At 53.8% G+C, this 12,793-nt stretch carries 11 protein-coding genes; 7 read left to right on the forward strand and 4 right to left on the reverse strand.

Annotated features, from left to right (window positions below; all coding sequences use genetic code 11):
• The 4 genes from LF252_RS00005 to LF252_RS00020 all read left to right on the forward strand — a co-directional run.
• Positions 1–411, forward strand: a 411-nt coding sequence (locus LF252_RS00005; RefSeq protein ID WP_226265852.1) for a hypothetical protein, incomplete at its 5' end; no start/stop codon positions are given.
• 29 nt (positions 412–440) lie between these two features.
• Positions 441–1,352, forward strand: a complete 912-nt coding sequence (locus tag LF252_RS00010; protein ID WP_226265854.1) for a glycosyltransferase family 2 protein — start codon at positions 441–443, stop codon at positions 1,350–1,352.
• 73 nt (positions 1,353–1,425) lie between these two features.
• A complete protein-coding gene (asnB, locus tag LF252_RS00015) occupies positions 1,426–3,282 on the forward strand; it encodes an asparagine synthase (glutamine-hydrolyzing) (protein WP_226265856.1) in 1,857 nt (618 codons plus the stop codon).
• Between the two features lie 22 nt (positions 3,283–3,304).
• Positions 3,305–4,567 carry a glycosyltransferase gene (locus LF252_RS00020; RefSeq protein ID WP_226265858.1) on the forward strand — a complete coding sequence of 421 codons (1,263 nt, stop codon included), beginning with the start codon at positions 3,305–3,307 and terminating at the stop codon, positions 4,565–4,567.
• A 15-nt stretch (positions 4,568–4,582) separates the two neighbouring features.
• On the opposite strand, the gene rffA is transcribed toward LF252_RS00020, so the two are convergent.
• Together rffA and LF252_RS00030 are read right to left on the reverse strand one after the other, a co-directional pair.
• Positions 4,583–5,737 (reverse strand): dTDP-4-amino-4,6-dideoxygalactose transaminase, encoded by a 1,155-nt coding sequence (rffA, locus tag LF252_RS00025; RefSeq protein ID WP_226265860.1) that lies wholly within the window; start codon positions 5,735–5,737, stop codon positions 4,583–4,585.
• A complete protein-coding gene (locus tag LF252_RS00030) occupies positions 5,734–6,675 on the reverse strand; it encodes a glycosyltransferase family 2 protein (protein WP_226265863.1) in 942 nt (313 codons plus the stop codon). Before LF252_RS00030 ends, rffA begins: the two co-directional genes overlap by 4 nt.
• A 120-nt stretch (positions 6,676–6,795) precedes the next feature.
• On the opposite strand from LF252_RS00030, the gene LF252_RS00035 reads away from it, so the two are divergent.
• Positions 6,796–7,863, forward strand: a complete 1,068-nt coding sequence (locus tag LF252_RS00035) for a glycosyltransferase (RefSeq protein WP_226265865.1) — start codon at positions 6,796–6,798, stop codon at positions 7,861–7,863.
• Here LF252_RS00035 and LF252_RS00040 read toward each other — a convergent pair.
• A complete protein-coding gene (locus LF252_RS00040) occupies positions 7,815–9,182 on the reverse strand; it encodes a hypothetical protein (RefSeq protein WP_226265875.1) in 1,368 nt (455 codons plus the stop codon). The genes LF252_RS00035 and LF252_RS00040 overlap by 49 nt on opposite strands.
• Before the next feature lie 9 nt (positions 9,183–9,191).
• Positions 9,192–10,424, reverse strand: coding sequence for a tetratricopeptide repeat protein (locus LF252_RS00045; RefSeq protein ID WP_226265877.1), 1,233 nt, complete (start codon positions 10,422–10,424; stop codon positions 9,192–9,194).
• A gap of 145 nt (positions 10,425–10,569) precedes the next feature.
• On the opposite strand from LF252_RS00045, the gene LF252_RS00050 reads away from it, so the two are divergent.
• Both LF252_RS00050 and LF252_RS00055 read left to right on the forward strand, forming a co-directional pair.
• On the forward strand, positions 10,570–11,484 hold the full coding sequence (locus tag LF252_RS00050) for a M20/M25/M40 family metallo-hydrolase (RefSeq protein WP_226265879.1): 915 nt from the start codon (positions 10,570–10,572) through the stop codon (positions 11,482–11,484).
• A 52-nt stretch (positions 11,485–11,536) separates the two neighbouring features.
• Positions 11,537–12,715: an acyltransferase family protein gene (locus tag LF252_RS00055; protein ID WP_226265880.1), complete on the forward strand. Its 1,179-nt coding sequence runs from the start codon at positions 11,537–11,539 to the stop codon at positions 12,713–12,715.
• The last annotated feature ends 78 nt before the right edge of the window (positions 12,716–12,793 follow it).

Below are 12,793 nucleotides of genomic sequence, written 5' to 3' on the forward strand. Positions count from 1 at the left end.
CTCGACGGCAACCCGGTGGCCACCAACGAGCCGGCCTACCAGCACGGGCGGGTCAGCGGCTGGTTCAACGTGCACGCGCCCTTTTTCATCGTGCACCAGTCCTGGGCGCGCTCGGCGGGCGAGATTGAGCAGAAGATCAGCAACTGGGGCCACAAAAACGATTTTGACACTCAGGCCTACTTTCAGTTCTGGAACAACCTCTCCAAGCTGAATTACGCGGGCGTGCGCAACTTCCGGTACCTCTACCCGGAAACCTGGCCGTCGCTGGGCTATGTGCCCGGCAGCAGTATTCCTGAACTGGTAGCGTACTACGCGGCCAATCCTCCGCAGGTCCCCGGCCGTCTGCGGCTGGCAGCACAGAACTCAATCTGGCTGTCCCGGCTGCGGCGGGTTTTACGGTTTACTAACTAACCTGCTACGCTGTTCTGTAGTACTTGCTAATGCAACAAGCACCCTTTTTCTCAGTCGTTATTCCCACCTACAATCGGGCTGACTTCATTACCGCTACCGTGCAGTCGGTGCTGGCCCAGCAATTCACCGGGCTGGAGGTGCTGATAGTGGATGATGGTAGCACCGATGCTACCGCGCAGGTAGTGCAGCCATTGCTGGCCGATGCCAGAGTGCAGTACCTGCCCAAGCAGAATGCCGAGCGGGGAGCAGCCCGGAACTACGGTTTCGCCCGGGCCACTGGGGAGTATGTCCTGTTTCTGGATTCCGATGATTTGTGGCTGCCCCATTACCTGACGGTACTGCACCAGGCAATTGAGCAACAGCAGCAGCCCAATTTCATTGCCTGCAAATTTGTGCTGGACCGGGGCGGTCGGCAGGTGTCCAGCGATTTGGCCCCGCTGCCGGCTGGCCGCTACGGGTTGCCGCTCTTTCTGCACGGTAATCCGCTGGCGTGCAATTTTGCCGTGCGTCGGCAAAATCCGCAGCTGATTTTGTTTGAAGAAGACCGGCAGTATGCCTCAGTTGAGGACTGGATGTTTCTGCTGCAGAACATGCAACAGGATCAATTTTATCTGGTAGACGACGTGGCCATCGTCATGAATGACCACGACGCCCGCTCCATGCGCGCCGACCACCGGACCATGACCAGCCGCTGGCTGAAGCTCCCTCAGTGGATTGATGCGCATCTGCAGCTCAGTGTGGCGCAGCGCAGACAGCTGCTGGGGCACATTTACTACCTTTGCGCCATTCATGCGTATGCAGCCGGGGCGCGTGAGGAGTCGTTGCAGTTTGCCTGGAAGGCCGCTGGGGTGTTACCCAAAAGCAAGGCGGCCATCTTGTTGCTGCGGTGCCTGGCTGGGGTTTCTGCCGTTGATGCGGTAAAGAAGCTGGTAGTCAGATAGTCCCCTGACCATATTTCTCAAGGAGAGGCCGCATCCAGCGGCTCTTTTCATGTTTACATAATTGCTTTTGCCCATGTGTGGTATTGCTGGTTTCCTGAATCGTACGGCAGCTTCGCCCTTTACCGAGGACATGCTGCGCAGCATGACTACCTGTCTGGCGCACCGGGGCCCCGATGCGGACGGCTTCTATTTTGACGGCACCGTAGGGCTGGGGCACCGCCGGCTGAGTATCCTGGACCTTTCCTCGGCGGCCAACCAGCCCATGTTCTCGCACAACGACCGGTACGTAACAGTATTCAACGGCGAGGTATACAACTTCCAGGAAATCCGGGACCGGCTGGGGGTGGCCATGCATACTACCTCCGATACGGAGGTGCTGCTGGAGTCGTTTGTGCGGCAAGGGCCAGCCTTTGTGCAAGAGCTGAACGGCATGTTCGCCATTGCCATCTACGACAAGCAAACCGGGCAGCTGGATATCTTCCGGGATAGAATGGGCAAGAAGCCCGTGTACTATTATCTGGATGCCAACAGCTTTGCCTTTGCGTCGGAGCTGAAGTCAATTACCAACCTGGCCGCCGTACGCAAGCGCCTCTCGGTTGACAAGGCCGCCGTCAACCAGTTCCTGTATCTGGGCTACATTCCCCGGCCCCGCACCATTTACAGCGAGGTGAAGAAGATGGACTCCGGCGCCCACATTCGGGTTACTGCCACCGATTTCCAGGAAAGCCGCTACTGGAAGCTGGAGGAGCAGGTAAAACCGGAGGTGCTAAGCGACGAGGCCGAGGCCAAACGGCAGCTCCACGAGCTGGTGCGCTCCTCCGTGCAGTACCGCATGATTGCCGACGTTCCATTCGGTACCTTTCTGAGCGGCGGTATCGATTCGAGCCTGGTAACGGCTATGGCGCAGGATGTTTCCGCAACGCCGGTCAAAACATTCTCCATCGGGTTCGATTCGGCCAAGCACAACGAGTCGAGCTACGCGGCAGCCGTAGCAAAGCACCTGGGCACCGACCACCACAGCTTTCTGGTAACGGAGGCCGAAGCTCGGGAAAGCATGGCGGAGCTGGCCACCATCTACGACGAGCCCTACGCCGACTCATCGGCGGTGCCCACCCTGCTGGTGTCCCGGCTGGCCCGGCAAAACGTTACCATGGCCTTGTCGGGTGATGGCGGGGATGAGCTCTTCCACGGGTACGGTATGTATACCTGGGCCAACCGCATGGCCAACCCGGCCGTGAACATGCTGCGGCACCCGGCCCGGCTGGTGATGCAGCGTATGGGCAACCGCTACAAGCGGGTGGCCGATTTGCTGAACTACCCGGCGCAGGAGCGCCTGCGCAGCCACATCTTCTCGCAGGAGCAATACCTGTTCTCCGAAAGAGAAATCGAACGGCTGGTAGTACCCGGTACGTACAACCTGCCGGCTTTGCCGGAGCAGTGGCCGGCCCCGCGCCCACTTACGCCCGCTGAGCAGCAGGCTCTGTTTGATATGCAATATTATCTGCAGGACGACCTGCTGGTGAAGGTGGACCGGGCCTCGATGCGCTACTCGCTGGAAACCCGCGGGCCGCTGCTGGACTACCGGATTGCGGAGTTTGCCCTGAACCTGGACCCGGCCCTGAAGGTGAAAGATGGGGTGAGCAAGTATCTGCTCAAGCAAGTGCTGTACGACTACGTGCCGGCTCACATCTTCGACCGACCCAAATGGGGCTTCTCCGTGCCGCTGGGCACGTGGCTGAAAAAGGACCTGCACTACCTAGTTGACGAATATCTGAAGCCGGAAGTGCTTGAAAAAGCGGGTTTTGTTCGGCCTGAGGTTGCCCGGGAAGTGGTTCGCCGTTTCGAAGCCGGCGAAGACCACCTCTACAACCGGGTGTGGTTGCTGATTGTGCTGCACCAGTGGGCCGAAACTCACCAGTTTGCTGCTTAACTACCTTTTTCTGCCTGAACGCATGGCCTCCACCGCGCCCCGCATCCTGTTTATTTCCTACGATGGCATGACTGACCCGCTTGGGCAGTCGCAGGTGTTGCCGTACCTGGTAGGGCTAGCCCGGCAGGGCTACAACATCACGCTGCTTTCTACAGAGAAAAAAGACCGGTTTGCGCAGTACGAGAGTACAATCCGGGCCATTACCGATGCAGCGGGCATCCGCTGGGAGCATATTTTCTTCACCCGCAAGCCGCCGGTGCTGGCCAAGTTCTACGACCGGTACCAGCTGCGGCAAAAGGCCCTAGCGCTGCACCAAGAGCTACGGTTTGACATGACGCACTGCCGCAGCTACGTAAGCGCGGAGGTTGGCCTGCTGCTGAAGCGCAAATACGGCGTGAAGTTCCTGTTTGATATGCGCGGCTTCTGGGTGGATGAGCGGGTGGAAGGTGGCATGTGGAATCTGCAGAATCCCATTTTCCGGCGTGCCTACCGAACCTACAAGCGGAAAGAAGCGGAGTTCATTGCCGCCGCCGATGGTATCATTAGCCTTACCGAAAACGGGAAAGGCGAGATGCAGACCTGGCCGTCGTATACCGGCACGCCCATAACCGTTATTCCCTGCAGCGCCGATTTTTCTGTTTTTCCGCTGCTGACGGCTCCGGATAAGCAGGCGGCCCGGCAGCAGCTCGGCTACGCGCCCGACGGGCTGATTGTCAGCTACCTGGGCTCGATTGGTGCGTGGTACCTGCTGGACGAAATGCTAGCACAATTTGCCGTCATCAAGCAGCAATACACGGGGGCCAAAATGCTGTTCGTGACGCAGGAGCCCGCCGAAATGGTATTGGAGGCTGCCCGCAAAGTGCCTGGGCTGGAACCCTCCGATTTTCTGGTGCGGCCCGCTACGCGCAAAGAAGTGCCCAAATTGGTTGCCGCCTCCGATCTGAATTTGTTTTTTATCAAGCAGAGCTATTCCAAAAAGGCCAGCTCGCCCACCAAGCTGGGCGAAATTCTGGCCATGGGCTTGCCGGTTATCTGCAACGATGGGGTGGGCGACGTGGCAGGTATCATTCAGCAAACGGATGGGGGCCATGTGGTATCTACCCTAAACAGGGCGGGCTACGAAGCGGCTGCTGCCAGCATCCCAGCGTTGCTGCAGAAGGATGGCGCCCAGCTCCGGCGTAAGGCGCAGCAGTATTACGATCTGCAAACGGCCATTGGGCGGTATGTGGGTGAGTACCAGCGCCTGGTGCCGTTAGGCCAAGCAAATCCTGCTCTTGCTCAGTAACGCTGCGCGGTGCGGCTACTGCGCGTAGAAGCGGTGGATGCACTGAATGATGAACTGCTGCTGCGCTGGTTGTAACTCGTGGTAAAGGGGCAAGCGGATGATTCGGTTGCTGAAATGCGTGGCCCACGGTAGCGGCCGGCCATCATGCTGCGCCTGAAAGAACGGGCTGCTGTGCAAAGGCAGGTAATGAAAAACCGCCAGAATATGCCGTTGTTTCAGAAAGGCTATCAGCGCGTCCCGTTCCTGCTGGCTGTTACAGATAAGGGCGAACAGGTGCCAGTTGGCTCTATCCGCAGCCCTGGTTGGGAGCAGGCTGAAATGCCCGTTAGCCGCCAAAGGAGCTAGGCCCGCCGCATACGTCTGCCACAGTACCTGCCGCTGCTGCTGAATCTGGTGCCGAGCCTCCAGCTGCCCCCACAGGTAAGCGGCATTCAGCTCGGAGGGCAGGAAAGAAGACCCGATATCCACCCATTCGTAGCGCGCGGCCTCGCCGCGGGCAAATGCGGCCCGGTTGGTACCCTTTTCCCAAATGATTTCCGCGCGGGCGGCCAATTGGGGCGCATTTATCGCCAACAGCCCCCCCTCACCCGCGCTGATATTCTTGGTTTCATGAAACGAGAAGGCCGCCAGATGGCCAAACGTACCCAGGCGCTGCTCGTGGTGCCACGCCTCAATTGCCTGGGCGGCATCTTCCACCACCCATATGGTATGTGCCTCGGCCAGTGCCAGTAAAGCGCGCATATCACAACCCTGCCCGCCGTAATGCACCGGCACAATGGCGCGGGTGCGCGGGGTAATCAGCTGCTGAACCTGCGTAACATCCAGGTTTGGATGTGTCGGGGAGCTATCGGCAAATACAATGCGGGCCCCGCGCAGCAGAAACGCATTGGCGGTGGAGGTAAATGTGAAACTCGGAATAATCACTTCGTCGCCGGGCTGTATATCCAGCAGCAGTGCTGCCATTTCCAGCGCATCGGTGCCACTGGTTGTCAGAAGTGCCTTATTGAACCCGTATTCCGCTTCGAAGAAATGCTGGCATTGGCGCGTAAACATGCCATTTCCAGACAATTTCCCATTCGCAACGGCCTGCTGAATGTAGGTTAGCTCGGAGCCAGCAAGAAAAGGCCGGTTGAAGGGAATGAAATCGGGCGGCAGATTTTCGAGTATCATTCCGGGTGGGTGGTTTGCGCAATTATGTACAGCGGCCGGGCCCGTACTCCTTCAAATGTTTTGCCCACGTACAGCCCCACCATTCCCAGCAGGGAAATGATAATGCCGGAAAACAGACTGATGGAGACGATGAGGCTTGCGTAGCCGGGCACCGTTATCTGCCCAAGCAGGTAGCGCAACAGCATGATAAACCCCAGAAAAAATGCCGCTCCCGATAGTAAAAGGCCAAAATACACAGCAAGCCGCAATGGCTTATCAGAGTATGTCAGAAGAATATCCAGCGCCAGCCGGAGTCTGCTGAGCAGGGAGTAGGAGGATGGCCGAGTACTTCGGCCGTGCGTAACGGCCAGCGTGGTTTGTCGAAACCCGGCCCAGCGCACCAGGGTAGGGAAGTAGCGGGTAGTTTCCCGCATCTGAACCAGCACATCAATAAGCTGCCGGTGGTAGATTCCGAAATTACCAACGCCTGAGTTCTGCGCCTGCCCGGTCAGGCGCGTCAGCACCTGGTAAAACAGCCAAGAGCCCCACCGGGTGCTGTGGGTATCCGTACGGGTGTGGCGGTGTGCCAGTACCGCTTCGTAGCCCTGATGGGCTTTTGCCAGCAACCGGGGAATTTCCTCCGGTTGGTCCTGCAGGTCGCAATCCATCACCACCACCCATTCGCCGGCGCTCCGGTCCAGACCGGCCGTAAGCGCGTAGTGCTGCCCAAAGTTACGAGAAAGCCGTAGCCCCATAATTCGGGGGTCCTGGCTAGCGGCAGCCTGAATTAGCTGCCAGTCAACCGGTTCCGGGCTGGCATCATCAACCAGGATAATCTCATATGTGATGGTCATTTTCTCCAGTGTGTACGCGAGACGCTGCAGAAGCTCCGTTAGCACATCTCCACCCCGGTACACCGGAACAACAACTGAAAGCGTTGGCGAAGAAGCTAGTATCATAGTGGCTTTGCTGGGGAGAAAGCCAAATATACGTGCCGCCCGCGCAGGGCAAGAGCCGGTAGGTATCGTTCCCGTACCTTTGTTGCCGCCACTACGGTTAGGTAGTTCGTTTTTCCAACTATGCAGATTCTATTCATTGCGCCTTACCCTCATGGAAAGGCCCCCTCTCAACGCTTCCGGTTCGAGCAATATTTCGACCTGCTGACGCAAGCTGGCCATGCATGGAAGCTTGCGCCTTTTATTTCCGATAATACGTGGGCTATCCTGTATAAACCCGGACATACGCTAACCAAGGTTAGCGGTATTTTAGCAGGGTTTATCCGGCGGTTCTTGCTGTTATTTTCGCTAAGCAAATATGATTACATTTTTATTCATCGGGAAGCATCTCCTATTGGTCCACCAATATTTGAATGGATTATCGCTAAGATTTTACGAAAAAAAATAATATATGATTTCGATGATGCTATCTGGTTGGCAAATACCTCCGAAACCAATAAAATAGTAGCGGGTATTAAATGGCATCATAAAGTTGATGCAATATGTAGATGGGCTTACAAAGTAAGCTGTGGCAACGCCTACCTAAGAGAGTATGCCCGGCAATTCAACCATAATTCAATAATCAACCCTACAACTATCGATACGGTGCATCTGCACAACCAAGTACGCAACCAGCGCACTAAGGGGCCTTTGGTGATTGGCTGGACCGGTACTCATTCCACTTTGCAGTATCTACAGCAGGTAGTACCGGTACTGGCCAAACTGGAACAGGAATTTGAATTTGAATTCCGGGTTATTTCCAATCAAGCGCCGAACCTGCCGTTAAAAAGCATCGTGTATCAACCCTGGCGTAAAGAGTCGGAAATTCAGGATTTGTTAGGATTTCACGTTGGGCTGATGCCGCTAGAGGACGACCCGTGGGCAAAAGGTAAATGTGCTTTTAAAGCACTGCAGTACATGGCGCTTGGTGAGCCAGCGTTGGTTTCGCCCGTGGGTATGAATACCGAAGTGGTGCAGAGTGGAGTAAATGGCTACGTATGCGCGACGCCCGAAGAATGGGAAAATAGCCTGCGCGCAGTATTGCAAAATTCACAGCTGCGCGAGCAGTTAGGCACGCACGCGCGTCAGACTATTGTGGAACGCTATTCAGTGGTTGCAAACTGGCCTAATTTCTTGTCTCTTTTCAGGTGAGGCAAGCCTGTAGGCTGCTTTTTGCGCGGTGATGCCATGAACTGCATAATATACAGACCTGATAAGTAAAAGGGCATCAACGGAATTTTATACCGCACAAGTGTGCCGAAATTTCCGCTATTTACTCCTACACCAACGGAGAAAATTATGGCAAATAGGAAACTAAACCACAATATCGGTTTAGATGCTATTAATCTAATGCTGCGGACCAAGCCCGTTCTGTATAATAAGGTAACTGTTAAATAAATAAACAGAGTAGCTTCCAAGGCGGAGAGAAGCATAACGGGGTTGCGCGCCTCGAATAAAAATGGCCGATAAAGCGAAACTATAATTGCTTGTGGTGCTACTTTGATGATGGAGCCAATTGAGCCGTCCAGTTCGCCAATATTGTAAACGGAACCGCTGGCTACTTGTGACGTTAGATAGTCACGAGTAATTTTACTTCTTTCACCAATCTTTTCAACGTCGTATCGTTCGTCGCCGGCCGTTAGGTTAGTCGCACCAAGATATCCTGCGGCAACGCCTACAAGTAAAAAAAGTGGCTTGAGAAAAGTGCGGAGGGCCGCAGATTTAATTCGTTGATTGTTTTCCGTGAATACCCAGAACAATGCGGGTGGTAGAAAAGATAGTAGTATATAAACTTTTACAGACATAATAATATAAATACCTGTAAAGCCCATTATAACGGCTGATAAAATATTTTTACGAATAATAAAGCCGTGATAAAATCCATAAAAAACCCAGCCGAGAGCTCCCATGCACAGAGAGTCCTTCATCAGGCCTGAGCCCCAGAAAAAAACGGATGGAAGAAAGAAAATAGCAACCGCTAGCTTTTTATATGCGAGTGGGTATATGCGGATAAATGTAATATACATTGCCCACATTCCTGAAAAACTGAGAAATGCGAAGCCTAGTCCAATAACAGAATATGTATTGAAGCTAAGAAGCGCAAATAGTGATGCTATTTTAATAACAAAAAACTCAGTAGGGGAGCGGTACCACTCCATCATGCCAGCATACTTGCTAGTCAATGGGTCAAATTCACCGCGCGATAAAAGTAACTTTATACCAATTGCGGGAGAGTCTAGGAACGCTTGGTAAACTACTTTAACGTGATTAAAATAATTGAATGTATCACCACCGCCGTAGTAAAACTGGTAGATAAGCCCTAAAGAAATAGCTCCCAAAAATTTTACTGACAAAGCCGGGATAAAATACTTTTTGGTAAGCGGATTGGTAAAGCGCTTGCGCAGTGCAAAGGCAATGGCATAAAACAGCCCTAGGTACAGAGGGGTCAGAAATAAGTCCTTCAGTTCCATGGCTGGGGGCTATTTTTTCGGCGTAGCTTTCAGATACGCCTTTGCTTCCTGATACTGTTCCGATTTTCTATCGGATTTGTCAAGCACTACTGAATAGTACCGACGAGCGGCTTGGGTGTCCTTTGCTTTATCAGCCAGTCGGGCCAGAGCGAGGTGGGCAAACACGTAGAAGCCGTACTTGGTTTCGCCGTTCTGCTCGGCAAATACCACGCACCGCTGATAATACTCCTTGGCTTTGGTATAGTCTTTATACCGGTTCTGCATCAGGTATCCCAAAAAGTAAGTGGCATACCGGCCGCTGTTTGCCTCGTAGCCTGGTAAGCCCCGGTTCAGCTTGTCCAGCATATCCCGGCTCACCCGCTCACACTCCCGAAACTCCCCCTGACGGAAGCAGATGTTGGCGTAAATGCGCTGGAAATAGCCATTGTCGGGATAAGTAGTGGCCAGGTAGCGCGCTACCGGCATGGCTTGTTCGGGCTTATCCTCCTCGTTTAGCAGGATGCGCATGAGAAATACCCTGGCCTCCGGGCCCACGTAAAAACCGTTGTCGGCCACGTTGCGGAGCTGTTGCAGCCCGAGCTGTTTGTTGCCTTTCGGAAAAAACAGCAGCACCGGCTTAAGCAGTGGGTAGTTTTCCGGAATCCAGACGGCGTAATAGTTGAACAACGCCTGCCCGAACAGGAACTCCGGGCTTAGCCCGTTGGCTTCCTTGCTTTTATCTAAGTAGTCGAGGGCACGTTTGGCACTGACCGTGGCTTTGCGCCAGTCGCGCCGCTCAGCATGCAGCCGCCCATCGAAGCCGTAGCCGGCCGCCAGAAAAAAGCACGCCTCGTAGTTGTTATTATCTGCCTTGTACATGGCTTCCCCCTTTCTGATGGTGGTGTCCATGTAAGCAAAAAACTGCTTGTCGTAGAGCGTTGTTTGAATGCCGGAGGGCATAATCTTCCACCACGTGCTGAGCCCCAACAGGAAGTAGGGCATGGGGTGATTGGGGTAGCGGCGGCGCAGACTGCGGAATTGCCGCTCGGCTTTATCGTACTTAAAATTGTAGAGGTTATAAACGGCGCCTTCCAGCTCCGTTTGAATGTCTTTGTCCAGCAGCAACCACCCTTTAGTATCCACGGCGGCCGGAGCTACGTCTACGTTTTCCAGTCGCACCTGCCGTACCGTATCGGGTAAAGAGGCCGGGCGGGTTGTATCCGGTTGCTGCGCCTGCGCTACTCCAGGTAGCCAGAAAAACACTAGCAATAGGACAAAAGGAAAACGTGGGAGCATAAGTACACTAGAGTTGCGGTTTCACACACTAACAGAGCCATGCCCTACACCGCCTATCTGAGCAGCTAAAGTAGAACATTTGTCCTAGTTTTGGACAAATAAGATACGCTGTATGCAGCTTTTACAAGCCCTTTGTCGGATTGCGGCTCCTTCTGGCCACGAAGCTCCCCTCACGGAATACTTGCTCCACTACGTTCAGCAACACCAGCACACGTGGCGCACCCAGCCAACCGTGCTGGCCGGCGGAGAGTTCCAGGATTGCATTATTCTAGTATTTGGAAAACCGCGTACGGCCGTGTTTGCCCACCTCGATAGTATTGGGTTTACTGTGCGCTATGGCCGCGAACTGGTGCGAATTGGTGGACCAGACTCGAAAACCGGCTACCAGTTAGTTGGTCAGGATTCACAGGGCAGCATTGTGTGCTCCCTGGTGGTGAACGAGGAAACGAAGGCGCTCAGCTACGAATATGACCGGGAAATAGACCGGGGTACGGAACTGACATTCCAGTGCAACTTCAGAGAAACGGATACTACCGTGCAAAGCTGCTACCTGGATAACCGCCTGGGTGTGTGGAATGCCCTGCGCCTGTGCGAGACGCTGGAAGATGGTATTGTAGCCTTCAGCTGTTGGGAGGAGCATGGGGGTGGCTCGGTAGCCTACCTGGCCCGCTACATCTATGAAACCTACGGGGTACGGCAGGCCCTGATTTCTGACATCACGTGGGTCACGAACGGTGTGCGGCCCGGCCAGGGTGTCGTCATTTCCTTACGCGACTCCTTAATTCCGCGCCGCAGCTACGTGAACCGCATCCGGCAACTAGCCGCAGCCAGCGGCATTGCGCACCAGCTGGAGGTGGAAGGCAGTGGTGGCTCCGATGCCAAGGAACTCCAGCACGGCGCTCAACCCTGGGACTGGTGCTTTATTGGAGCACCTGAAGACCATGTGCATACCCCTGACGAAATCGTGCACAAGCATGATATAGCGAGTATGTTGGCATTGTATCAGGTATTAATGCGGGAGTTATAAGAATTAACTAACCACAAGACCGTTGTAGTCATTGCTAATTCAAATACAAGGCATGAGCATTACTACAAAAGCTGCAACGGAAGAGGCATCAATACAACACCTCACATATCAGGAGTTAGGCGTTCTGCATGCGTTACGCGGGTTCTGTGCTTCTTACGTAGTGATTTTTCACGCCAGGTTTATTCTGTGGTCAGGTGGAAGGCAATACTTACAGGCTCATCCACGGTCTGCGTGGGGTATACTGGATTATGTGACCTTCGGTATCGATATCCTCAGCTCTGCAGGATATGAAATGGTTATTTTCTTTTTTGTCTTATCCGGGTTTTTTATCCGCTATGCTCAGCTACGCAAGCATCGGGCTCCGGTAGCTTTTTACATCAACCGAATCGTCCGCATTTACCCACCTTTTCTGTTTGCCTCCTTGTTGGCAGCCCTGGGGCTGTGGTGTGTGGCGACAGGTGCTCCGGTTGCACTGGTGGAAAACGGGCGGGAATTGAACACTACATTGGCTCAAGCTTGGCAGGAGCTTCAGGCGCTAGACCTGATGGGATTGGTACGCACACTCAGCTTCCGGCAACTGGGAGAAGTGTACATTGGGTATAACGATGTATACTGGTCATTGCTGCCCGAAGCAATTTTCTATCTGGCTGTGCCACTGGCTTTTTGGCGAGTATGGGCATACTATGGTTTATCAGTGGTAATGCATGTAATTGGCTTGCTCTGGGCTTCTCATGGTTTGCATAATCCTTTCACTGACTATCTCCTAGTATTCAATTTTTACTTCGCAGTAGGAGCAATGTTGTATGACGTAGTCGTGCGCACAGCTTGGTTAACATGGATTCAGCGCGTACCTAGCTGGCTGTTATTGCTGCTGCTAGCAGGGTTGTTTGGGGCATTGCTGGTACTGGCCGTGCTGAAAATTAAGGCAGCATCTGGTATTGTGGCTACGTTGCTGGCCGTGTTGAGCATGTCTACACTATTAGTTGGAAAAGTTTCTGCGCAAAACCCACTTGTGCGAGGCTTACACAAACTGGGAGTATTCAGCTTCTCGCTCTACTTATACCACTTCCCGCTGCTTATTCTGTGCTATGGAGTATTGGTATACATCACAGGGCAAACAGTATTCTATGCACGTTACTATTGGTTGGCCTTGCCACTAGTAACGGCAGTGTCATACGCACTGTACCAAGTAACAGAACGAGTTTCGGTCAACTATTTCCGCAAGGTGTAAGTAGGTGGGGCAGCGCGTTCTGCGTGAGAGAGTTGAAGTTGTGGGTAAAACCTCTATTTTACCCGCCTATTCGTTCTT

The organism is Hymenobacter pini, assembly GCF_020421205.1.
GTDB lineage: Bacteria > Bacteroidota > Bacteroidia > Cytophagales > Hymenobacteraceae > Hymenobacter > Hymenobacter pini.